Origin of the sequence: Sphaerisporangium dianthi, assembly GCF_042654065.1 — a bacterium.
GTDB lineage: Bacteria > Actinomycetota > Actinomycetes > Streptosporangiales > Streptosporangiaceae > Sphaerisporangium > Sphaerisporangium dianthi.
Window position 1 is genome coordinate 85,867 of record NZ_JBHSFP010000020.1, and the last position, 24,969, is coordinate 110,835.

Below are 24,969 nucleotides of genomic sequence, written 5' to 3' on the forward strand. Positions count from 1 at the left end.
CTACCCGTGAGCCCCCGAGGCATGCGACGGTCTCCTCAGCACGATGCTCGTGTTGAAGCCGCCGAAGCCGAAGCTGTTGGACAGCGCGTACTGGATGTCCGCGGGCACGGCGGCTCCGTGGACGAAACGGCAGCCGTCGTCGATCGGCCGCCGCAGGTTCAGGTTGGGGTGAACGAACCCGTCGCGGAGCTGGATGATCGAGGCGACCGCCTCGACCACGCCCGCCGCGCACATGCAGTGTCCGATCAGCCCCTTGGTGGCGTTCACCCACGGCCGGCCGACGGCCGTGCCGAAGACGCGGACGAGGGCGCGCACCTCGATCTCGTCCCCGAGCGGTGTGGCCGTGGCGTGGGCGTTGACGTAGTCGATCTGCTCGGGCCGGACGCCGGCTTTGGCCATCGCGCCCGCCATCACCTTGGTCTCGCCGTCCTCATGCGGGTCGGGCATGCTGTTGGCGTCCAGCTTGAGGTCGTATCCGGCCAGTTCGGCGAGTATGTCCGCGCCCCTCGCCCGCGCGGACCGCTCGCTCTCGAGGACGATGCACGCCGAGCCCTGGCCCGGCACGAAGCCGTCGTGCCGCACGTCGAAGGGGCGGCACCGGGCCCGCTCGGGCTCGTCGGCGCCCGTGCCCGCCACGGCGCCGAGCGTCGCCAGGCCGCGCTTCTCCATCGGCGACAGGTCGGTGCTGGCGCCGACGACCAGGCAGACGTCCACGGCGCCGGTCTCCACGAGCCGGCTGCCGTTGACGATGCCCACGTTGCCGCTGGCCGAGGCGCCGCCCACCGTGTACCCCTCGCCCTTGATGCCCAGCACCTGGCTCAGCGTGCCGACGCGGTCGGTGTCCATGTAGTGCAGGGCGAACCTGGCCGGCAGGTACTCGGGGTTGTTCTCGTACTTGGTGAACAGGTCCTGGACGTAGCCGGAGCTGAGGTTGTGGCCGGCGACGACCAGGCCGACGCGGTCGGCGGGCGGGGCGCTGTCGGGCAGCCCGGCGTCGCCGTACGCCTCCATGGCCGCGACGAGGTCCATCTGCAGCGGCTCGGGCGAGCGGTGGGCGGTGCGCACCGCGAGCTGGCGCACCTCCTCGGGCAGGGTTCCCTGCGCGGCGACCGCGTCGGCGAACTTGAAGTCCTTGACCAGCGCCGCCACGCGGGGCCCGCCGTCCCCGGCGTCGGGTATCGGCCCGATGCCGCATTGGCCCTCGCGCAGGGCGCGGGTGAACGCGGGCACGGTCTGGGCGATGGAGCACACCACGCCCATCCCGGTGACCACGACCTTCACGAGTGCCTCTTCAGCAGGTCGACCAGCGAGGCGATGTCGTGGACTTCCTGGAACTCGGCGATCGGGATGGCGAGACCCAGGTCCTCCATGGTCATGGTGACCACGTCGGCGCGGTCGACGCTGTTGGCGCCGAGGTCGGTCAGCGTGCCGCTCATGGTGACCTGACCGGGTTCGAGGTCGGGGAGCACCTCCAGCACGTTGCGCTTGACGGCCGCGAAGATGACGTCCTCATTCATATGACAACCATTCGTAGGTTCGGTGATAGTCCTTGGTCCCGGTGTTGACCAGAAGGTCCCGGTCGATGCGCGCCCGCGCGAGAAGGCCCTCGTAGGGCTCGACGTCGATCCGCTTGTCCTGCTCGGGGACCAGGCACTTCAGGTTGGCGGGCAGCAGGGCGGCGTACTCCTCGAACGTCAGCTCGCAGCGCCCGGCGAGGTGGTCGCCGACGCGCATCTCGGCGAGCTCGTCCGCCGAGCCGCGGTCGACCAGCCCGCTGAAGAACTCCGAGGAGCAACCGGAGCCGTAGGAGTACAGTCCGACGCGGGCGCCGCCGTCGAGCGGCGCGTGGTCGATGAGGCTGCACAGCGCCAGGTACACCGACCCCGAGCACAGGTTGCCGACCACGCTCGGATAGGCCAGCGAGGGCAGCACCCGCCGCGTGAAGTCCTCCTCGGTCTCGGCCGGAGGCGTGCCGGCGAACTCGCGCATGAGTTTCCTGTGCGCCGCCTTCACCATGCCCGCGAACGGGGTGTGCATGGCCAGGTAGTCGAAGGTGGTCGCGAAGTCGACGTCTTCGACCCGGCCGCGGTAGTTCTCGAAGCAGTTGCTCAGGCAGTCCAGGTAGGCGAACAGCGACCGGTCGGAGTCGGCGATGTCGAAGGTCGGCGTGGGGCGGGCCGAGTCCAGCGTCTCGTAGCTGTGGTTGCCGAACGCGCCGAGGTCGACCGTGAGCACCCGGGGGTCGTCGCTCACCAGGACGGCGGCGGCTCCCGCGCCGGTGGCCGGCTCGGCGTACAGGCCCCGCTCGTCGACCAGCGCCACGTCCGTCGCGATCACCAGCGCCTTGGCGCCGGGCGATACGCCGGACGCGACGTAGGCCACGGCCATCTGCACGGCGGCCGTCGCCGCGTAGCACGCCTGCTTGACCTCGATGACGCGGCAGGTCGTCGGCAGGCCCAGGTGGTCGTGCACATAGGAGGCCACCGACTTGCTGTAGTCCAGGCCGGACTCGGTGGAGGTGATCAGCAGCTCGATGCGGTCACGCCCGGCCGCGTCGAGACGGTCGACGACGGGCTTGGCCGCGTTGACCGCGTTGGTCACCGGGTCCTCGAACGGCAGGCCGACCGACCGGTTGCGCATCATCAGGTTCCCCATGCGGTCGGTGTCCAGGCCCCTGCCCTCGAACAGGGTCCGCACGGGAATCTGGGCCACCCCGCAGTAGACGTTCAGCGCCTCGATCCCCGCGTTCACGACACACGCTCCGTCAGCACGTCGACCAGCGCGTTCACGTTCGGCACGTCGCGGAAGTCCGACAGCGGCGCCCGCAGCCCCAGCCGGTCGAGCACGCCGAGCAGGATCTCCACGCGGTCCACCGAGTCGGCGCCGAGCTCCTTCAGGTGAAGGTCGCCGGATATGGGGACCGAGGGAAGGATCTCGGCGATCTGCTGGTGCACCACCAGCTCGACGTCGTCACGCATCGTCATGAGCACCTCCTGTCGACAGCACGTGCAGGGTGCTGACCGCGACCGTCCGGCCCGAGTCCCGCTCCCTGATCACCACGTTCACGATCTCGTCGCCGGCTCCGCCCCGCTTCTCCCACGCCTCCACCGAGATGCGCAGCACCGAGTCGGCGTCGGCGTTGCCCAGGTAGCAGAGCCGGTGGTCGAGCACCACCCGGTCCAGGAACGTCGCGGTGTCCCTGCCGAGCCGCCGCCACAGCCTCAGCAACGCCCAGTCGATGATCGAGAAATAGGTGGCGAAGTAGAGCAGCCCGACGCCGTTGAGATCCCGGGACGCCTCGATCGGGTAGTCGAGGGTGAGGCGGGGGGCGAGCGGCACCCGGTCCCCGGGGAGCCCGTCCAGGAACGTCAGCCGGTTCCTGGCGTGGTTGTAGATCCGCCGGGGCGAGTACTCGTCGGGGAGCTTCGGCAGGTGGTCGTGCCGGAACCCGACCGGCGAGGACTTCACCAGGTCCTCGTTGCTCCCCGGACGGCTGCGGGTGATCCACCGGTTGTAGTTCTCGACGTAGATGCAGTCGGGGTCGGCGAACCGGTAGAAGCGCTCGGGGTCGATGGGCCCGGCACGCGCGCCCTCGGGCCGCACCTCGTGCAGCGTCAGGATCGACTCGCTGCCGAAGTCGAACAGGCGCGAGCCGACTTCCAGCCGGTCGCCGAAGGTGAGCCCGTTGACGTGCATGCGCGGGCTCGCCCTGATGTGGAAGTAGTAGAACGACAGGTAGGTCGGCGAGCCGTCGGCGTTGGTGGCGTCGAAGGCGTTGGTGTCGCACAGCTCGCTGACGGTCTCCCACGTCCAGTCGCCGAGGTTCCCGACGAACAGCGAGTTGTGCCCGCACATGCCGGGCTTGACCAGCACCGACCTGCTCACCGTGCTCCCGTCGCCGAGGCCGCCGCCGCGTCCGCCCGCGTTCTCCGTGATCACGCTCATGACATTCCTCCAAGGAACTCGGTGATGGCGGTGTTGACGGCGTCAGGGCTGGTCAGGCCCGGGAAGTGCCCGGCGTCGGCGATCTCGACGTAGCGCGCGTCCGGGATCGCGCCGTGCAGCAGATGCGCGGTCTTGCGGGGGATGACCGTGTCGTGCGCCCCCTGGACGATCAGCGCGGGCATCGTGATCTCGGGCAGGCTGCCCAGCAGGTCCGGCCGGTCGGCGAACACGTCCAGGTAGCGCAGGCCGATCTGCGGGTCCATGCTCTCCGAGCGCAGCAGCCGTGCGGTCAGGGACTCCCGTTCGGCGCGCAGCCGCTCCGAGCCGCTCTCGGCGAGGACGTGGTCGAAGTCCTCCTTCGCGACCACTTCGAGGCGGTTGATCTCGCCGACCCGGTTGCCGATGCGGTGCGAGCTGGCGATGAGGATCAGCGACGAGGTGTCCTTCGGGTACAGCAGCGCGAACGACAGCGCCGTCAGCCCGCCGAACGACCAGCCGGCCACGTGCACGGGGAACTCCACGCCCAGCTCGCCGAGCACGCCGTGACACATCTTCGCGATGCCGGGAAGGGTGATGTCGGCCGCCGCCGTGGTGCGCCCGACGCCCGGGTGGTGGACGCTGACCAGCCGGTAGGAGTCCGCGAGCTTCGCGAACTGCTCGGCGTAGACCCCCGCGCCGATGTTGAACGGATGCATCAGCAGCAGGGCCGGACCCGATCCGGCGGTGAAGACCTCGACGTCCCCCTCGGGGACACCGACCAGGTGCTCCTCCACCTCGGGGTTGCGCTCGCGCAGCACCGCGAGGTTCTCGTTCTTCGGCCGGTGACGCTCGCGCAGCGCCCGCTGGACGTCCTCGGGCACGCTCTCGGCCGGGCGGTACTCGGCCTGGGCCGCCGCCGCGCCGCGCAGCTCGCCGTCCGCGACCAGCCGCGGCACGTCCGGCCCCGCCTCGTGGTAGGCCGACGCCAGGCGCGCCGCCGCGTCCTTGGCCTCCACCACGCCGAACCCGACCGGCACGGCGAGCCGGACGCAGCCCTCGCGGCCGAGGTGCGGCCCGCCCCGGATGCCCGTCTCGCGGTACATCCACGAAAGGCACGACATGATCGGGTGGTCGTGGCCGGCGAACATCTCCATGCGGGAGACGTCCAGCAGCACGCAGTGGCCGCCCGCGGGCGCCACCACCGGCACTCCCTCGTCCGCCAGCCCCTGCCACAGCGTCGCCACCGCCTCCATGCGGGCGCGGACCTGCGCCGACACGGCGGCGCGGTCGTCCAGCGCGGCGGCGATGACCTTGCGGTCGTGCAGCCCGACATCCCGGCCGAGCATCGCGACGCGTTCCCGGACCGCCTCGGCGACCCCGCCGTCGCGGGTCGCGAGCAGGCCGCCCGACGTCACGCCGAAGTCCTTGGACAGGCTCACGGTGGCGTGGTCGGCGATCTGGAAGATGTCCGCGACGACGTCCCACTCCGGGCGGCCGTTCTCGTCGGCGACGAACACCGCGTTCTCCACGATCCGCGCGCCGTCGACCACGAGAGACGCGCCGTGACCGGCCGCGAGCCGCTTCACCTCGCGAAGGTTCGCCGGCGAGATCGGGTACCCGCCGGCCGCGTTGTCGCTGACCTCGACGCAGACGAAGGACACGTTCCTGTGCTCCGCCAGCACCCCGCGCAGCGCCTCGGCGTCGATCTCGCCCGACTCCTGCGTGCCCGGGATCTGGACCGGGTCGAAGCCGGCGTCCACCAGGCTCAGGTACCAGGTCGGGAACAGGCCGTTGTGCAGCACCGTCCCGCGCCTGCCCCGCCACGACGCGCACAGCAAGGCCTCCGCGGAACGCCCGGACCCGGTCGGCACGACCAGCGGGAACGGAAGCCAGTCGATCGCCGGCAGCGCGGCGGCGTCCGGCCCGCCGGCGGCGCGGTCGGTGAGCTCGCGCATCCGGCCGCGGATGTGGGGGTTGTCGAGCTCGGCCCAGGAGTCGGTGATCAGGTCCGTCTCGATCTGGTCGGCGGGGACGCGGATGGGGTTGTGCCCGTGCGCGGCGAGCAGCGCCCCCCGCGCCACGACCTCCTCCGCCGCGGACGCCGGCTTCGTCTCCCGCGCGAGCACGGGGCCGGAGGACGGCGTGGCTTCGCGGGCAGGACCGGTCTCGGGCGAAGAGGCGGGTTCGGGCGACGGGGCGGGCTCGCGCGCGGGTGCGGCGGTGGGCGCCGCGGCCGGCGTCCCGGCGTCGGCCTCCATGTGCGGGTCGGCGATCATGAGGATGACGTCGGCCACCGACGTGCGTTCCGGCCCCGCCGGCTGGCACAGGTAGATGGGGACGTTGACCGGGCGGAACTTGTTCTTGAACTGGAAGTTGCCCTCGCCGAAGATCCCCACCGACCGCAGCTCGTCCAGGGCCGCCGTGACGTCCTCGGCCGCGTTCGCGGCGTCCTCCTCCATCTGGACGCCGAAGCTCGCGCCGAAGCTGAACATCGTGACGCCCTCGGCCACGAGCGCCTCGATGATCCGCGTGATGGCGAACTCCAGGCCGCCGAGCGGCATGTCCTTCGGGTAGAACTCGGCGTCCAGCAGGTAGGCGTTCTCAGAGGGGATCTTGGTGATGATGACGGCGTTCGACAGCACGTCGTCCCGGTAGGTGAGGAACACCCGGTGCCGGCCCGTGTCCAGCGACCCGCCCTCGATCTCCTGCCTGACGACCGCGACGTAGGGGTTCACCATCTGCTTGCCGTCGCCCCACCGGTCCACCAGTTCCGCCACCTCGCGGTCGACCGCCGGGTCCTCGCCCGGACGATGCTCGACCGTGCGGCATTCGGCGTTCTTGGAGAACCGGCGCACCATGTACCGCAGGCGCTCCATCCGGCCCCCCTTGAGGGTGAACCCCGCCAGGTCGTCGAGCCGCTGCACCGCGCCGAACGGGGTCGCGGTGTACGGCCGCCCCGCCACCTCGCCGACGGGGATCATCGACAGGAAGTTCGGCTTGAACCCGTTCCCCTCGGCATGCGCGGCGTACTCCTCGATCAGCTTCGGGAAGTACTCCTCGGAGCCCACGTAGCTCCAGGCCAGCAGGTTCCCGTCGTTCTGCGAGAAGTTCAGGTACCCCTTCCTGTCCGCGCCGAGGAACGCCAGCGGGGCGATGTCGCGCCCGGCCAGGCCGCCCTCCTTGGCGTGCTCGCGGTCGATCGCCGCGAACACCTCCCGCAGCGCGGGGCGCTCCGCCACCCGCCGCTTCGCGACGACCAGCGGCTCCCCGTCCCGCTCGGCGTCGTCGTCCCCGGTCTCGTCGTGTCCGGTCTCGACCGTGGCCGCCGGCCCGTCGGCCACTCCCCGCAGGACTCCCGCGCCGTGCTCTGCGTCGAGATGCGCCGCCAGCGCGTCCACGGTCGGCTGGTCGAACAGCAGCGTCTTGGGCAGCGCCCCGACCTGCTTCTCCAGCGTGCTCACCACGCGCAGCATCTCGAACGAGGTGAGCCCGTTGTCGGCGAAGCTCTGGCGGGGGTCCAGCTCCCGGCCCACGACGGTGCTCACCAGCTGCGCGACCTGGTCCTCCGTGGACCCGCCGGCCTCCCCGACCGGCGCCTCGGCAGGCTCCACGACCGGGGTCCCGGCGGCGGAGGACCCGGTGATCACGCGCTCGGTCACCACAGGCTCCACGGGCTCCATGGGCTCCGCGGGTTCCACCGGCTCCGGCAGCTCGACGACCACGGGCTCACTGACAGCGCGCTCGGTCACCACAGGCTCCACGGGCTCGACGGGGTCCACGGACCCCACCGGCTCCGGCAGCTCGACGACCTCAGGCTCGTTGACAACGCGCTCGGTCACCGCGGGCTCTGCGGATTCGACCGGCTCCGTCCGCTCGGGGTGCTGCGGCGGCTCGGCAAGCGCCCGCTCACCGGTGCGGCGCTCGGTGACCTCCGCGGCCGGACGCTCGGCGGCCGGAGCCTGCGCGGCGCTCTGCTCGCCGATCGCGTCCTCGACGGCTTGGCTCAGCCGTCCGACCGTGTCGTACTCATAGAGCTCCGACGCCTGCAGGTCGAGGGAGAACGCGGCGTTGATGCCCTTGACGAGCTCCATCCTGAAGATCGAGTCGAGGCCCAGCTCGGCGAACGGCGTGTCCACGGCCACCTGGGCCGGGTCCGTCCCGAGGATGCCGGAGAGCCGCTCGCGCAGCATGTCCTCGACACCCGCCGCGGGAGATGCCTTCTCCGTGGTCTCCGCCAGGGCGGCGCCGCCCCGCAGTGCCTCAGGAGTGGATATCGGCGCCATCTTGGACGTCTCACTCGGGGACGTCTCGCTCGGGGACGTCCGGCTCGCGGACGCCCGGCTCGCGGACGCCCGGCTCGCGGACGCCCGCAGCTTCAGCGTCTTTCCGCCTTCGCCTTCCGGCACCGCCGTGCTCCCCGCGGGCACCGCCGTGCTCCCCGGAGACGCCCCCTGGCGAGACGGGCGCAACCGGATCTTCGGTCCCCGCCCGCGAGTGTCGGGGCGCTCCGTGGAGGGAGCGCCGGAGCGGCCGTCACGCCGGTCGGCGAGCCGGGTGTCCTGACGCTTCACCGGACGCTCCCCGGCGTTCGTCTCGGGTCGCTCCCCGGCCCGCGGCTCGGAACGCTCGCGGGTCCGGGGCTCGGGGTGCTCGCCGGTCCGGGGTCCGGAGGGGATGGTGAACCAGTGCTCAACGCGTTCGAACGGGAAGCCGGGCAGCGACATGCGCCGCGGGCGGGGGTCCGGCCACAGATCGCGCCAGGCGACCTCGGCTCCGTCCACCCACGCGCGGGCCAGTTCCTCGAGGCCGGCGCCGGCGGGCACGGGTTCGGGGCGGGCACTCCCCCGCCCCGACCTGAGTACGGTGCCCCGGTGGACGCCAGGCGTGCCCGCGCCGCCGGTCAGTCCCACGATCGCCGCCTCCCGGTTCTCGGCCGGCACCGCGAGACGCTCGGCCATCGGATCGCGCCCGAGCTGCAGGGTGCAGGCGACCCGGTCCAGGTCGGCGTCGGGGTTCCGCGCCAGGAAGCGGGCCAGCCGCCGGGCGTACTCGTCGAGCGCGTCCGGCGTGCGGGCCGACAGCACGAGGAGCCGCGGGCCTCCGCCGGCTCCGGCCGCCTCGTGCTCGGCGGATTCGTACGCTTCGAGCACCACGTGCGCGTTCGTCCCGCCGAAACCGAAGGAACTGACCCCGGCCCGCCGGACCGGACGGCCCGAGGCGTCCGGGAGGCCGTCCCACGGCCTGCGCCGGTCGTTGATGTAGAAGGGCGTGCCGTCCAGCCGCAGGTAGGGGTTGGGGCGGTCGAAGTGGATGGTCGGCGGCAGCTCGCCGTGCCTCATGCACAGCAGCACCTTGAGCAGCCCGGCGATGCCCGCCGCCGCCTCCAGGTGGCCGATGTTGGTCTTCACCGAGGTGACGGCCACGTGCGGCTCCCCGGGCGCGGGACGGTCCCACTCGGCGTACAGCCGGTCGAACGCCTTCTTCATCCCCTCGATCTCGATGGGATCGCCGAGGCGCGTGCCGGTGCCGTGGGCTTCGATGTGGCTCACCGTTCCCGGGTCTACGCCGGCCTTGCGGTAGGCGCTGACGAGCACGTCGGCCTGCGCCTCGGGGTTCGGCGCGGTGAGCGAGGTGCCGCGGCCTCCGTGGTTGACCGCGCTGCCCTTGATCACGGCGAGGACCTGGTCGCCGTCGGCCAGCGCCGTCGCCAGGGGCTTGAGCAGCACCGCGCCGCATCCCTCGCCCCGCGCGTAGCCGTCCGCGCGCTCGTCGAAGGTCTTGCAGGCACCGTCGTCGCTGAGCATGCCGGACTCGGTGAAGGCGATGTACAGGCCGGGGCTGAGGGTGAGGTTGACCCCTCCGGCGATCGCGGTCGCGCACTCGCCGCCCTCGATGGCCCGGACCGCGCGATGCAGCGCGACGAGCGAGCTCGAACAGGCGGTGTCGATCGCCTCGCTCGGGCCTCGCAGGTCGAGGACGTGGGAGACCCGGTTGGCGAGGATGCAGCTGGCGACGCCGCTGGCCGTGTGCGCCTCCACCGGGACGCCGTGCTCCCTGAGCAGGTCGTCGTAGTCGCACGCGGACACGCCCGCGAACAGGCCGGTCGACGTGCCTGCGAGGTCGGAGGGCCGGTAGCCGGCGTCCTCGATGGTGCGCCAGACGGTCTGCAGGAACAGGCGCTGCTGCGGGTCCATGGTCGCGGCCTCTTTGGGGGAGATCCCGAACAGCGCGGCGTCGAACGAGCGCACGTCGTCCAGGAATCCCGCGCGGACACCGGCGGTCCCGGTGTTCTCCCTCAGCTCGATCCTGTCCTGCGGCACCGGGCGGACGAGATCGTCGCCCTCGGCCAGATGCCGCCAGAAGGCGTCCAGGTCCGGCGATCCGGGCAGCGTCCCCGCCATCCCGATGACCGCGATCCCGTCCGTCTCGGCCGGCGCCTTCTCCGGCCTCCGCTCCGGCGTGCCATCGCCGCCGAGGCGCGGGCTCCGCCCGGCGCTCTCCCCGGTCCCGGCGTCCTCCCCAGGGCTTTCCCGGCGGCCCTCGTCGAGGCCGTCCGTGTGGCCATCGTCGTCGAGGCCCTCGGTGTGGCTCTCTCCCGAGCCGGCCGGGGTGACGGTCCGGGCTTCCGGCTCGTCGCCGGTGCGGTGCCCGCCTGAGGAGCCGGGCATGGTCACCGGCTCGCCCTGGTGGGAGCGGTGCGCGGCCTCGATCTCCCCCGCGTGGTTCTCCACCAGGTGGTCGCAGAACGCCGACAGGTTCGAGGCCTCGAAGAGAACCGTGGGCAGCAGGTCGAGACCGTACATCTCGTTGACCTTGTCGACCAGCTCCGCGATCGAGATGGAGTCGAAGCCGCTGTCGGTCAGGTCGGCGTCGAGGTCGACGTCGTCCTCGTCCACCAGCAGGAACCCGGCGGCCACCCGCCGCAGGCCGGCGCGGACCGCCTCGTCGTGGTCGATGTCGGCGGCGGCTTCACTGTTCGCGGTCGTGTCCACGTGCGGTCTTCCCTTCTCCGGCCTTCCCTCCGTCTCCCCGGCGCCTTCCACGACGACCAGGCACGCCTCCGGCCCGGCCACTCCTCTCGCGAACGCTGTGAGCCCGGCCCGGGTCCCCATAGGCACGCTGCCCCAACGGCGCTCGAACATTCGGCGGGTGACGTCATCCACGGTCATGCCGCCCTCTTCCCACAGCGGCCAGCAGATGGAGACCGTCCTGCCCCGCCCGCTGGACTCGCGCAGTTCGGCGTAGCGGTTGAGGAAGGCGTTGGCGTAGGTGTAGTCGACCTGGCCCAGGTTGCCGGTCTCGGCGGCGACAGAGGAGAACAGCGCCAGGAAGTCCAGCGGCTCCTCGCGCAGGGCCTCGTCGAGCAGCACGGTGCCGAGCACCTTGGGGCCGAGGACGGCCTCGGCGTCCGCGCGTTCCTTGCGCGCGGCCCGCGCGTCCCTGTGCACGCCCGCCGCGTGGATGACGCCGTTGACCGGGCCGAACCGCCGCCGCGTGTCCTGGACCAGGCGGGCGAGTCCGGCGGGGTCGCGGACGTCGGCCTGGACGTAGGCGGCGGGCAGCGCCTCGAGCCGCGCCCGGGTCTCGTCGTCCAGCGGCGACCGGCCTGTCAGCACGAGGTCGACCGGGCCGTTGGAGGCCAGGAACCCGGCGAACGCGAGACCGATGGCCCCGGCCCCTCCGGTGATCAGGTACGTCCCGCCGCGCCGCACCCGCAGGCTCGCCGGGCCGGGCCTGAACGGCTCCAGGCTCCTGCGCCACCGGGTCTCGTCGCGGTAGCGCAGCTCGGTGACCCGGTTCTCCGGGGCGGTCTCGCGGACGGCGGCGCGCAGCTCGGCCGCGATCCGCTCGGAGCCGGACCCGGCGTCCGGTAGCGCCACGGTCGCGCCGCTGAAGCGGCTGTGCTCCATCGCGAGCGTCCGCAGCACCGCGGCGAGCGCCGCGTGGTGCGGCCGAGGCCGGCCGTCGCCGTCCTCGGTGTGGGCGACGACCGCGCGCAGCGGCCCGCCCGCGTGGGCGAGGACGGCGGTCGCCGTCCACAGCAGGGGGTAGAAGGTCCGGTCGAGCGCCGCCGCCAGCGCGTCGGGGTCAGGGCCGGGGAACGGGCCGGACAGGATCTGCACCAGGGCGCCGGGAAGCGCGTCGCGCTCCGCCAGTTCACCCGCCAGCCGCCTGACGTCCTCGGGACGGGTGAGGTCGAGGGCGTAGACGTCGTCGCCGTGCCTCGCGTACGTGCTCGCGTGCGTGACGAGCACACAGCGGGCCCCTTCCGCGGTCAGCCTCTCAGTGAGTTCTCCGGCCGGCTTCCCCGCGAACCCGGGGGCGCTCAGGTCGTCGCCCGCGAGGACCAGGACCGTGCTGGGCATCGGACCGGAGTCCTCCAGCGGGGCGCGCTCCCAGACGGGCCGCAGGTACGTGCACCGGGCATCGGCCTGCTCGTCGACGACCGCCGGCACCAGTTCCGTTCCCGCCACCGGCCCCGCCACCTGCTCGGAGGCCGGCTCGGAGGCCGGCTCGATCGCCCGCTCAGAAGTCGGTCCGGCGACTCCTCCCACGGCAGGCTCGGCGGCGGGCGTGGTGGAGGCGGTTCCGGGCAGCCAGTAGCGGCGGCGGTCGAACGGGTACGCGGGCATGGTCACCCGTCGCGGCCTCGGCGACGGCCACAGCGTCCGCCAGTCGACGGGCACGCCCTTCACCCACAACCGGCCGAGCTTGGCCGTCTGCCGCCTTTCGACCAGCGCGCCGACGAACGCCTCGCCGTCGCCGTCGCCGAACAGGTCCTGATCGCCCGACGCCGTGCCGGCCGTGCCCGCCGTGACGCCGTCCGCCTCGCCGGTGTCGGCGAAGGCGCGCAGGCGCCGCGCCAGCTCGCCGAGGTCGCGGGCGCGCGCCGCGAGCCGTTCGGGCAGTTCGGCCCGGCCCACCTGGCTCGTGTACGCGAGGGCGCGCAGCGACGGCGCGTCCTCGTCCTGCCTGGCCGCCAGGTCGGCGACCCGCCCGGCCAGGGCCTTCAGCTGATCCCCGGTTCGGGCGGAGAGCAGCACGAGCTGCTCCTCGTGCGCCGGGCCGGACGCCGTGGCGCCGGCCGCGGAACGGTCAGTGGTGGCGGTCGTGGTGCCGGTGGCGGCGGTCGTGGTGCCGCCGGTCGTGGGTTCGGTCGTGTCGGACGGCATGTACTCCTCCACAACGATGTGCACGTTCGCGCCGCCCGCTCCGAAAGAGCTCACGCCCGCCCGGCGCGGGACGGTGCGCAGGACGCCGTCGACCTCGACCACGGGGCGCGCCCACTCGGCCTGCTCCGTCGGCGGGTAGAACGGGGACGACTTGAAGTCGATCTTCGGGTTGGGTGAAACGAGGTTCGCGCACGGCGCCACCCGCCCGTGCCGCATCTGCAGCAGGACCTTGGTCAGCCCCGCGATGCCCGCGGCGCCCTCCAGGTGGCCGATGTTGGCCTTGACCGAACCCACCGCGCACCGGTCGGGGGCGTTCGCGGTCGCGCGGAACGCCTTGGTCAGGCTGGCGATCTCGATGGGGTCGCCCAGCGCGGTGCCCGTGCCGTGCGCCTCGACGTACGAGATCGTCGCCGGGTCCACGCCCGACCGCCGGATCGCCTGGGCGACCAGATCGGCCTGGGCGTTCGGGTTCGGCACCGTGTAGCCGGCCGTCTTGCCGCCGGCGTTGGCGAAGGCTCCCTTGATGACACCGTGGATGCGGTCGCCGTCCGCCACGGCCCGCGCCAGTGGCTTGAGCAGGACGGCTCCGACGCCCTCACCCGGCACGAACCCGTCGGCGGACTCGTCGAACACCCTGCACGCGTCGCCGCCGGACAGCATGTTCATCGAGCAGAGCGAGACGTGATGGGCCGGGTGCAGGATGAGGTTCACCCCGCCGGCGATCGCCATCGCGCACTCGCCGCGCCGCAGGCTCTCGCAGGCCAGCTGGATCGCGGTCAGCGACGACGAGCACGCCGAGTCCACCGCGAAGCTCGGGCCTCGCAGGTCAAGGACGTAGGACACCCGGTTGGCGATCGACCAGTACGCCGAGTGGGCTCCGGCGAACCTGCCCTCCGGCCAGCCCTCGGCCGCGGCCATCCGCCCGTACGAGCCGTACATCGTGCCGACGAACACTCCGGTGCTCGGCTCGCGTGTGTGCTCGCTCAGGTAGCCGGCGTCCTCCAGCAACTCCCAGGAGGTCTCCAGGAAGAGCCGCTCCTGAGGGTCGATGGCCTCGGCGTCCCTCGGCAGGATGCCGAAGAAGGCGGGATCGAACCGGTCGACGTCCTCGATGAATCCGCCCCAGCGGCTGTACGTGCGGTTCTTACATCCCCGTTTGGGGTCGAACAGACCGTTCAACGGGATACGGTCCTCGGGCACCTCGGTGATGCAGTTCGCCCCTTCCGCGAGGTTGCGCCAGAAGGTGTCGAGGTCGGGCGACTGCGGATAACGGCCGGTGACCGCGACGACGGCGATGTCGAGAGCCGTGTCCCCGCGCGGTCCGGGAACCCGGGCGGGCCCAGGCGACGGTTCCGTCACCGAAGTCCCGTTGTGCGCGGACTCAGGCACCGAAGTCCCGTTGTGCGAGGACTCAGGCACCGTCGTCCTGGAAGGCGTGGACTCCGTCACCGAGGTCCCGTTGTGCGCCGAGGCAGACGCCGTCGTCCTGGCGGGCACGGGCTCCGTCACCGGGGTTCCGGTGTAGAAGGGCTCGGTCCGCTGCGCCGGGACGGCCAAGGGCGCGGACGGCTGGGTCGCCGGGGTCTCGGCGGGCTGGAGCAAGGGGCGCAGCCGGTCCTCGTATTCGTCCACGAGGTGGCCGGCCAGCTCGTCGATCGTCAGGTTCTCGAAGAGCAGGGTGGCGGGCAGGCTGCCGAGGTCCTGCTCGAACCGCTGGATGATGTTCTGCGTGACCAGGGAGTCGATCCCGAAGTTGTCGAAGGTCAGGCGCTCGCCGAAGTCGGCGTTCGGGTACTTGAGCACCTCGGCGAACACCTGCTTGATGTAGGCGCGCACGGGCTTGTCCAGCGAACCGGACGCGGCATCGCGCGCGTCCAGCGAACCGGACGCGGACGCGGGCGCGGGCGCGGGCTCGCGCGCCCCCACCAGGACGCACTGGTCGAGGTCCTGGACGGGAGTGCCGGGGATCCCGCGCGTGCGGGCCGGGGTGAGCCCGGCCGACCGCAGCGCCTCGTGCCACTGCGTCGCGCCGAGCAGCGGGGCGTGCGGGAGCCGCCGTTCCGCGTCGGCGAACCTCCACCAGCCCGGGGTCAGGCCGAAGGTCAGGGTGAGGAAGTCCGCCGCCCGGGTGACCTCGTTGACCAGCAGGACTCCGCCCGGCCGCAGCAGGGCGGCCGCGGCGCGCAGGGTCCGCTCGATGTCGGCAGTCGCGTGCAGGACGTTCGTGGCGAGGACGACGTCGTGGCCCCCCGCCTCGAACCCCTGGCCGGCCGGGTCGCGCTCTACGTCGAACAAGGCGTACGAGACGAAGGGGAACCGCTCACCGAACGTCTCCTCGCCGTGCCGCAGGAACGCGGGCGAGATGTCGGTGTAGGTGAACTCGACGGGCGCCCCCGTCTCCGCGACGGCGGGCAGCACGAACGCCGTGGCCGCCCCGGTTCCCGCGCCGACCTCCAGAAGACGCACCGTACGGCCGCCCTCGTCGTGTGCGCGCCGCACGGCCTCGGCCGCCTCACCGGCCAGCAGGCGGTTGAAGTAGTCGGAGGCCGACTGCCCCCGGTACACCTGCTCCACCAGGTCGACCCGGCCGCCCGGGAACAGCACCTCCATCGGGTCGCGGACCCCGGACAGAACGTCGGCGAGCGCGTCCACGCAGATGGTGAGCAGCCGCACGTGCGGCTGCATGTCGGGGAAGCGAGCGAGCACGTCCTCAGGCGACGGCCCGGCCGCGTCGCCGCCGTCCGAGGGGACCGTGAGCGTGCCGCCCTCCAGCCGCAACCGGCCGTCGGCGGCGAGCACGTGGAGCGCCGCGTCGAAGAGCCGGCCGCGCTCCTCGCGGACCCGCAGCTCACGGCGTACGTCGGCGACCGGGGCCTGCTCTCCCGGCGCGGGGAGCGCCGCGCGGAGCGTGCGGAACAGCAGGCTTCGGGCCAGCTCGTCCAGCGCGGCGAAAGCCGCGCGCGCCCGCGCCAGCTCAGCCTGTTCCTCCTGCCCGGCCCGCACGTGTGCGGTTCCGGCGGGCTCCTGCCGGACGCCCATTCGTGCGAGCCCCTGCGGGGTGCCCTTGACGACGACCGCCTGCCGCAGCCCTTCCCGCATGATGCGGGACAGCGACGCGATGCCCTCCTGGGGCTCGATCGAGCCGATGCCGATCGCGGCGAACCTGTCGGCGTAGCCGCCTCGGGCCACCGCGCCGACGCTGCCCCAGAAGCCCCAGTTGACGACGCTCGCCGGGCGGCCCTGCTGGGCCAGCCGCAGCGCGTAGGAGTCCTCGAACGTGCTGGCCGCCGCGTAATTGGCCTGACCGCCGGCGTCGACGAACGAGGCGGCGGAGGAGAAGAAGGCCAGGAAGTCCAGCGGCTGGTCGCTCAGCGCGGCGGCGAACGCCGCGCTGCCGGCCACCTTGGCGGCGAGCACTTCGGCGAAAGCGGTCTCGTCCATGTCCGCGAGGGTCATGTCACGTAGCGCCAGGGCGGCGTGGAAGGCCCCGTTCAGCGACCCGAATCGTCCGGTCGTCGCGGCGACCGCCTCCCGGACCGCGTGGGGATCGGCCACGTCGGCCCGCAGGTAGACGGCCTGCCCGCCGAGGGACTCGATCTCGGCGATCTGCCCGGCGACCGCCTCCGTGGACGGCCCGCGCCCGACCAGCGCCAGCCGCGCCCGCGCCGTCCGGGCGAGGTGCCGGCCGAGCACCTGGCCGATTCCTCCGGTTCCCCCCACGATCATGTACACGCCTTCGTCCCGGAACGGCGCGACGCCACCCGCGGCGACCGGGCGTCCGGCGCCGCCTGCGGAGACCGGCCCGTCGGCGCCGCCTGCGGCCGCCGGGCCGCCGGTGCCTCCGGCGTGTGCCCGCGGGTCCGCGCCGGCCGGCGAGGCCGGATGGGGTTCCAGGGTGCGGACGAGCCTGCGGTCGCGCAGCGCGACCAGAGGCTCCGCGCAGTCTTCGGCACGCAGGCGGCGGGCGAGGTCCTCGGCCCGCGCCGGCGCGGAGCCGACGTCCACGCAGCCGGCCCTCCAGCGGAGGTACTCGGCGCCGATGGTGCGCGTGAGGCCGACGAGCCCGGCGGCGTGGGGAACGACGGGGTCGTCCGCCTCCACCGGAAGGGCTCCCGCCACGACGACCTTCACCGTGAGCGGGCGCCCGCCGTATCCCGCCTCGATGAGGCTCTTCACCAGGCGGAAGACCGCGAGCGTGCTGGGGTCGTCCTCGGGCGACGCCTCCGGATCGGCGGTCCTCGCCAGCACGTAGACCGTGTCGAAGGGCGTGCCGGCCAGATCCGCGGGGGTCTCCCCCAGCGGCGCCATCCGGCCGTCCTCGTGCAGGGCGAGCAGGGCGCGTGCGACCGGCTCGTCGGCGGGTGTGTGCAGCACGAGGGCGCGTCCGCCCGTGGGCGGCTCGGTGAGCGCCTTCGCCTCCCGCCAGGCCGGCACGAAGATCATCTGCTGCTCGCGGCGCGTGCGCAGCGTCACGCCGGTGAACCTGACGCAGACCTGTCCCCGCTCGTCGGCCAGCCACACCGAGTACCTGTCGCGGCCGTCACGACGGGCATAGGCGCGGGCAGGACCGGCCGTCGGCCGTATGACGTCCACGGCCTCCACGGCGAAGGGGACGGCCGGCGCCGAGGGATCCTCGGGCCGCAGGGCCGCGATCGTCTGAAGCGCGCCGTCGAGGAGCGTGGGCTGGGCCGACCCGGTCGTGCCCCAGCGGCGCGGCGCCTCGGAAAGGACGGCCAGCGCCTCGTCGCTCCCGATGCGCAGCTCGCGCAGCACCTGGAACGCCGGGCCGTAGTGCAGTCCCGCCCGGTCGAAGTCCGTGTAGACCTTCTCGGCGGAGCGCCGCTCAGGGCACCGTGCCGCGATGGCCGCCAGGTCCAGCGGCTCCACGTCCTGGGCCTCGGGAGCATGCGCCACGGTCCCCTTCGCATACGCGGCGGAGCCCCCCGCCCCTGCGTCCGGGCTCGCGACGGAGTCCTCCGTGCCGGCGTCCGGGCTCGCGACGGACTCCTCCGTGCCGCCTTCCGCGTCCAGCGTGAAGCGCGTCCGGCCGTTCTCTTCGGTGAAGGAGAAGCTGACCGGCCGGGGCTCGGTGACCTCGAAGGGCCGCAGCCAGCGGACGTTCGTGAAGCGGAGTGGCGCCGAGAGGCCGCACCGCTCGGCGGCCATCACCAGGCACGCCACGCCCGGCAGCACCGGAGTGCCCATGATCCGGTGATCGTCCACGATCCAGTGGTCCGGATGGATGCGGTCGGGGACGCTCGACTCCGCCCGCGCGTCCGCGTCCCCTGCCGTCTGACCGGTCACAGCCCGCTCCACCGACGGCGCGGAAGGCGCGGACGCCACGGAAGGCACGGTCGGCGTGGAAGGCTCGGGCGCCACGGAAGCCGTCCGCTCAGGTGCGGTGACCTGGACCCAGTGCCGATCCCGCGCGAAGGGATAGGTGGGCAGCGGGATCCTCCGTCCAGGACTGTCCTGGTACAGCGCCTCCCAGTCCACGTTCTCTCCCGCCCCGTACCGCGCCGCGATCTCCTCGGCGTGGGGGTCGACGGACGTGTCCGCCGGCGAAACGGCGGTGGCGGCCGGCGAGGCGTCGGGGGAATCGGCGTGCGCGTCCGCCGGAGAAGCGGACGGCGCGTCGCCGTTCGTGGCCTCCGTCGAGGGGATGGAGGCGCGAAGTGCGGACTCCAGGCCAGGGAGGTCGCGCGCGACCACGGCCACCCGCGCCGCCAGGTGGGAGCGGCCCACGGCGAGCGTGTACGCGACGTCCCGTACGTCGAGCCCTGGATGGGCGGCGAGGTGATCGGCAAGGTCCCGCAGCCGCCGGGTCAGTGCCTCCTCGCCGCGAGCCGACACCGGCACGACCACTTCAGCGGACGCGGAACCCCGCCGGTCATCGGACACGGCCCCGGAGACCCTCCGGTCTCCGGACACGGACGCGGAAACTCGCCGGTCACCGGACACGGACGTGGAGACCTGCCGGTCATCGGACGCGGAAACTCGCTGGTCATCGAGCACGGAAACCCTCTCGTCGTCGGCGACCGCCGTGGCGCCGGACGCCGCCACCGTCCCGGCCGGTCGCGCGGCGCCGTCTCCTGTCCTCCACCCGGCGCCGTCTTCGCTCCTCCGCACGGCGCGATGCCCGGCGGTGGACGCTGAAGGGCCGTCCTGAGGCTCCGAGACCACCACATGGCAGTTGGTGCCGCTGAAGCCGAAGCTGCTGACCGCCGCCGTCCGCCGGCCCGAGGGACCGGGACGCCACTCGGACAGTTCGGTGACGACCTTGAGAGGCATCTCACCGAAGTCGATCTTCGGGTTGGCGGTCGCGTAGTTGGGTGACGGCGGCAGCTGCCGATGGTCGAGGGCGAGCAGGACCTTCACCAGCCCGCCGATCCCGGCCGCGGTCGTCGTGTGGCCGATGTTGGCCTTGAGCGAGCCGAGGCCCTGGACGCGCTCGTCACCCCCGCCCGCACCGAGGCCCTGGACGCGTTCGTCATTCCCGCCCGCGCCGAACACCTGCGTCAGCGCCTTGGCCTCGATGGGGTCGCCGAGGGCGGTGCCCGTGCCGTGCGCCTCCACGTAGTCGATGTCCCCGGGCCTGACGCCGGCCCGCCGGTGCACGGCGGTCAGCAGCTCCGCCTGGGAGGCGGAGCTCGGCGCGGTGATGCCGTTCGTCGCCCCGTCACCGTTGGTGCCGCTCCCCCGGATGACGGCGCGTACGGTGTCGCCGTCCCGCAGAGCCTGGTCGAGGCGTTTGAGCACCACGACCCCGACACCCTCCCCGAGGACGATGCCGTCGGCGGAGGCGTCGAACGGGGCGCACGTGCCGCTCGGCGAGAGCATTCCGGCGCTGCTGCACCAGATGTGCATCTGGGCGGTCGTCATGACGGCCACGCCGCCCGCGAGGGCCGCCTCGCACTCGCCGCGCCGGATGCTCTCACACGCCAGGTGCACGGCGACCAGCGATGACGAGCACGCCGTGTCGACGGCCAGGGTAGGGCCGCTGAAGTTCAGCAGGTAGGCGATTCTCGCCGGAAGCACCGAGGAGACGTTGCCGAGGAAGGCGTGTCCGCTGTTCCCTTCTCCCGCTGCCGCGAGCAGCCGCGCGTAGTCACCGGCGGCGCAGCCCACGAAGGTCCCCCACGGCCGTCGCCCGCCGTTCTTCGTCGCGTATCCGGCGTCCTCCAGTGCGTGCCACGCCTCTTCGAGGAACAGCCGCTGCTGCGGGTCCATCGCCTCCGCTTCGAGCGGGGACACGCTGAAGAACCCCGCGTCGAACGCGTCCACGTCGGACAGCATCGCCGCCCACTTGCTGTAGGTCCTGCCCGGCGCCCGCGGATCCGGGTCGTAGACGGTGGAGATGTCGAACCGATCCGAGGGCACTTCGCGGACGCTGCACCGCCCGGCGGCCAGGTTCTCCCAGAACGCCGCCAGATCAGGCGCGTCCGGGAACCGCCCGGCCACCCCGATCACCGCGATCTCGACGTCGGCCGCCAGGGATTCCCGGGACGAGGCCGCCGCCCCGGCCGGCGCCGCCGAGACGGACGCCGAATCGGCGGGCACCGCACGAGCGGACGCCGGACCGACCGGCGCCGGACGAGCCGACGCCGGACCGACGGGCGCCGGACGATCGGACACCGGACCGACGGGCGCCGGACGAGCCGACGCCGGGCCGACCGGCGCCGGACGATCGGACACCGCATCCACGGATGCCGGACCCGCAGACGCCGTACCGGAGGATGCCGTACCGGCGGACGTCGCACCGGCGGACGTCGTATCGGGCGCGGTCTTGCCGACAGGGCGAAGGCCTATTTGGCCGGGCGCCGATTCCGGTGCGGCCGACGGCGCCGCACCCGCCGGCGCGCCTGGCGCCCCGAGCCTGATCTGTCCCGCCTCGGTCACGACACCATTCGCTCCGGGAATGACCTCGGGAACGGGCCTGGGCTCCGGCTCGGGAACGGCCCCATGCGTGTTCCCGGACACGGTCGCGGGCACGGCGCCGGGGGCGGCCCCTGACATGGTCTCGGGGGCGGCTTCCGGCATGGCGCGGGTCTGGCCGGCCGACGCATCCGCCTGGGCGAGCGGGCTTCCCGTCGTGGCCTCGGGCGTGGCGACCGGGACGGGTTCCGCGGCCATGTCCACAGGGCCGTCCATGTCGGCGGCCATGGTCTGGACGAACTCCACCAGGGCGGGGATCGTCGGATGGTCGTAGACGGCCACCGAGTCCAGGTCCAGCTCGAAGCGCCGGTTCAGGTCGCGGACGATCTCCACCGCGCCGATCGAGTCCAGACCCATCGCGCTGAAGCTCTCGGTGTCGTCGATCTCGTCCGGCTCCAGGTAGAGGTGCGCCGTGAGCGTCGACATCACGACCTCGCGCACTTCGGCATCGTCCAACGTGGCCGGAGCGGGAGCAGGAGGAGGAGTCGGCGTGGAGGCCGCCGGAGCAGCGACGGGAGGGGATGCGGGGGCGGGCGCCCCCGAGGCAGGGGCGGCCGCGGAAGCCGAGGCGGAAAGCGGCGCGGAAACGGAGGCTGGCGTGGAAACGGGGGCGGAGGCTTGCGCGGGAACGGAGGCGGGCGCAGAGGTGGAGGTGGGCGCGGAAGCCGGAGTGTGAGTGGGCGCGGGGGGAGGGGTGGACGTGGGAGGGGGTGTGGAGGCGGGCCGGGCCCGGAAGGTGTCGATCTTGTTGAAGTGGGTCTCCACGCGGGACGCCGACTCCTGGCCGAGCACCCGTTCGTGCAGCTCGACCTCGCTGGCGACGACATCGGTGAGACGTCCGAGCACCCGTCCCGCGAGTTCGCCCTTCAGCGCGCGAAGCGCCGGCAGCGGAAGGCCGGCGATCGAACGTGCGTGGCGGAGCGCGACCTTCAGCACGTCGCGCTGCGGCAGGATCGCGACGTTGACCCCGCGCCGCTCCAGTTCCTCGCCGCTGACCGATCGGCCGGTGAACAGCATCTCGTGGGCCAGGGACCTGCCGAACCGCTCTTCCAGGACGTACGTCGCGCCCATCCCCGGGGTGAAGCCGAACTTCATGAAGTTGGCGCTGTACACGCCTTCCCTGGCCATCAGCACGACGTCCGCGTACAGGCCGTACGCCAGTCCGCCGCCCGACGCGTGCCCCTGGATCGCGGCGATCACGGGGCGGTCGCACTTCAGCATGCCCTCGTAGAGGAAGGGCACGTCGGTGAAGCGGCCTTGGCCCTCGGAGAGGGTGCGCAGCGCTTCGGGGGTGCCTCCCATGCTGAAGACCTTGTCGGCGCCGGTGACGACGACCGCTTTCACGTCGTCGCGCGCGGCGATCTGCGCGAAGGCGTCCCGCAACCCGTCCACGAGCCCGTCGGTGAACATGTTCGGCCCGGAGTTCATGGTCACCAGGGCGACGCCGTCCCGGATGGCGAACCCCAGATCCTCGTGGTCCTGGGGCGCCGTGAACGACGGCTCGAGCTCGGCGTCCACCCGCTCGGCGTCGGAGCGACCGGCGTCCGCATGGACGGTCTCCGGCCGTCCGCTGTCCAGGTGCCCGGTCTTCTCCCGGGAGTCCTCGGGGACGGTCTTCACCAGCGGCGTGCCGGTGTTCCGGTCCGTGCCGCGCCATCCGCCGACCCAGCAGCGCTCCTCCTGGAACGGATAGGTGGGCATGGACACCCGGCGGTGCTCGTCCTCCGCGCCGTCGTAGCACCGCGGCCAGGGGATCCGCACGCCGGACGCCCAGTACCCGGCGAGATCTCCGAGCCGGCCCTCGCGGAACAACCGGACGCATTCCTCGGGTCCGGGACCGTCGTCGGGCTCGGTGTCGCCCGCCGTTCCGGTGTACGCGTCCGCGCCGAGGTCGTCGCCGCGGGCGAACGCGTCGAGCCGTTCCCGCAGTGTGGCGGTGTCCGTGACGACCAGCGCGAGCCGCACCGGGAGGGCGGTCCTGCCGACCTGTGACGTGTAGGCCAGGTCGCTGAGAGAGACCTCGTCGGCGCTCGCGGTGCCGGAGGCGGGGTCGCCGGCACTCGCGGAGCCCTGGACGGGGTCCGCGGCGGACTCCAGCGCGGCGAGGTCGTCCACGGTGCTGTCGAGCGTGAGCCCGGGCCTGCCCGTCAGGCGGAAGAGCCCCGCGGCGTCCAGGCCGAGGTCGCCCAGCGTCTCGCCGGTGTCGATCTGGTCGGCGGGGATGCCCAGCAGCGTCGCCACCCGTTCGACGGCGTCGCCGGACCGGTCGCCGTCGCCCGGCTCGACCGGCCGTTCCCGGCCGGCGGGGTCAAGGAACGAGACGTACGACCGTGCGTAGTCCCGCAGGGCCTCTTCGCTGCGCGCCGACAGGACGAACAGGCACGGCCCGTTCCGGCGGCGGCCTGCGGCCGGAGCCTGGTCGTGCTCCTCCAGCAGGATGTGGGCGTTCGCCCCGCCCGCGCCGAAGGCGCTCACTCCGGCCCGCCGTGGCGCGCCGTCCCGGTGGGGCCAGGCGGCGAGCTCGCGCTGGACGTGGAAGGGCGTGCGCGCGAAGTCGATCCGCGGGTTCAGCTCATCGGCGTGCAGCGACGGCACGAGCCGCCGGTGCTTCATCTGCAGCAGCACCTTGGTCAGCCCCGCGATGCCCGCGGCTCCCTCCAGGTGGCCGATGTTGGACTTGACCGACCCGATGGCGCAGTCGCCACCGGTCGAGGCGAACGCCTTGCGCAGGCCCTCGACCTCGATGGGGTCGCCCAGCGAGGTGCCGGTGCCGTGGGCCTCGATGTAGCCGATGGTCGCCGGGTCCCAGCCGGAGCGCCGCACGGCCGTGCCGATGAGCGCGGCCTGGGACGACGGGTCGGGCACGGTGGCGCCGCTGGTCCTGCCGGTGTGGTTCACGGCGGAGGCGCGGATCACGCCGTAGATGTGGTCTCCGTCGCGGCGGGCCGCCGCCAGCGGCTTGAGCAGGACGGCGCCGACGCCCTCCCCCGGCACGTAGCCTCCGGCGTCCTTGCCGAACGCGCGGCACCGGCCGTCGGGGGACAGGAACCGTCCCTGGGCGAGCTGGAGGTATTTCTGCGGATGCACGTTGACGTTGACTCCCCCGGCCAGGGCGAGCGTGCATTCGCCGCGCCGCAGGCTTTCGACGGCCATGTGCGTGGCGGTGAGCGAGGAGGAGCAGGAGGTGTCCAGGGCCATGCTCGGCCCGTCGAGGTCGAAGGTGTAGGAGACGCGGTTGGCGATGGAGGCGTGCATGGCCAGCGGGGCGACGTTCCCCTCGCCGCCTTCGACCAGCTGGTAGTGGTTCCACATGACGCCGGCGAACACGCCGACGTTCTCGCCGGTCAGGGCGCCCGGCGGGTAACCCGCGTCCTCCAGCGTGTGCCAGCAGGTCTGGAGGAACAGCCGCTCCTGGGGGTCCATCCGCTCGGCGTCGCGCCGGGAGATGCCGAAGAACGCCCGGTCGAAGCGGTCGACGCCGTCGATGAAGCCGCCCCACTTGCCATACGTCCTGCCTTCACGGCCCTGGTCCGGGTCGTAGTAGGCGTCGTGGTCCCATCGGCTCGCCGGGACCTCGGTGACGCTGTCGCGCCCGTCGACCAGGTTCCGCCAGAACGTGACCAGGTCGGGGGCCTGCGGGTACCGCCCGGCGAGCCCGATGACCGCGACCGCGCCCTCGTCCCCGTCCTCGTGCGCGCCGCCGCTCACGGCCGTGCCGGCCTGTGTCCGGGCTCGGCCGGTCCCCGCCGTGCCGTTCTGCGTCGCGGCTCCGCCGTTCACGGGCGCGCCGCGCTGCGCGCCGGCTGCGCCGTTCGTCCTTGTTTCGTGGTGTTCCACGGTCCCGGTGTGTCCGGGGTCGGGGGCCGGCAGCAGGCTGGAGACGCGGTCCTCGTCGCCGTGCAGCACGACGAACCCGGTCTCCGGGGCGGCCAGGGCG

At 72.9% G+C, this 24,969-nt stretch carries 6 protein-coding genes (1 of these 6 only partly in view); all 6 read right to left on the minus strand.

The annotated features are described in order from the left end of the window. Tightly spaced (each overlapping or abutting the next), the 6 genes in view from ACFO60_RS25660 to ACFO60_RS25685 form a layout consistent with a single transcriptional unit that may run on beyond the window. Positions 1–1,281, minus strand: coding sequence for a beta-ketoacyl synthase N-terminal-like domain-containing protein (locus ACFO60_RS25660; protein WP_380844319.1), 1,281 nt, complete (start codon positions 1,279–1,281; stop codon positions 1–3). Next, complete coding sequence (locus tag ACFO60_RS25665) at positions 1,278–1,517, minus strand: acyl carrier protein (protein ID WP_380844321.1); 240 nt, start codon at positions 1,515–1,517, stop codon at positions 1,278–1,280. Before ACFO60_RS25665 ends, ACFO60_RS25660 begins: the two co-directional genes overlap by 4 nt. Further along, positions 1,510–2,751 (minus strand): hydroxymethylglutaryl-CoA synthase family protein, encoded by a 1,242-nt coding sequence (locus ACFO60_RS25670; RefSeq protein ID WP_380844323.1) that lies wholly within the window; start codon positions 2,749–2,751, stop codon positions 1,510–1,512. Before ACFO60_RS25670 ends, ACFO60_RS25665 begins: the two co-directional genes overlap by 8 nt. Then, positions 2,748–2,984: a phosphopantetheine-binding protein gene (locus ACFO60_RS25675; protein WP_380844325.1), complete on the minus strand. Its 237-nt coding sequence runs from the start codon at positions 2,982–2,984 to the stop codon at positions 2,748–2,750. Before ACFO60_RS25675 ends, ACFO60_RS25670 begins: the two co-directional genes overlap by 4 nt. After that, positions 2,971–3,945: an LnmK family bifunctional acyltransferase/decarboxylase gene (locus ACFO60_RS25680; protein WP_380844327.1), complete on the minus strand. Its 975-nt coding sequence runs from the start codon at positions 3,943–3,945 to the stop codon at positions 2,971–2,973. The genes ACFO60_RS25675 and ACFO60_RS25680 overlap by 14 nt, the downstream gene beginning before the upstream one ends. Then, positions 3,942–24,969, minus strand: partial view of an SDR family NAD(P)-dependent oxidoreductase gene (locus tag ACFO60_RS25685; RefSeq protein WP_380844329.1) — the 3' portion only. The gene runs 2,672 nt beyond the window's last position; only the last 21,028 of its 23,700 coding nucleotides appear in the window; its start codon lies off the right edge, out of view — the gene reads right to left on this strand; the stop codon is at positions 3,942–3,944. The genes ACFO60_RS25680 and ACFO60_RS25685 overlap by 4 nt, the downstream gene beginning before the upstream one ends.

Bases quoted from the DNA above. Each gene is read 5' to 3' on its own strand.
- ACFO60_RS25675 (WP_380844325.1), bottom strand. From the start codon at position 2,984: ATGACGATGCGTGACGACGTCGAGCTGGTGGTGCACCAGCAGATCGCC.
- ACFO60_RS25665 (WP_380844321.1), bottom strand. From the start codon at position 1,517: ATGAATGAGGACGTCATCTTCGCGGCCGTCAAGCGCAACGTGCTGGAG.
- ACFO60_RS25680 (WP_380844327.1), bottom strand. From the start codon at position 3,945: ATGAGCGTGATCACGGAGAACGCGGGCGGACGCGGCGGCGGCCTCGGC.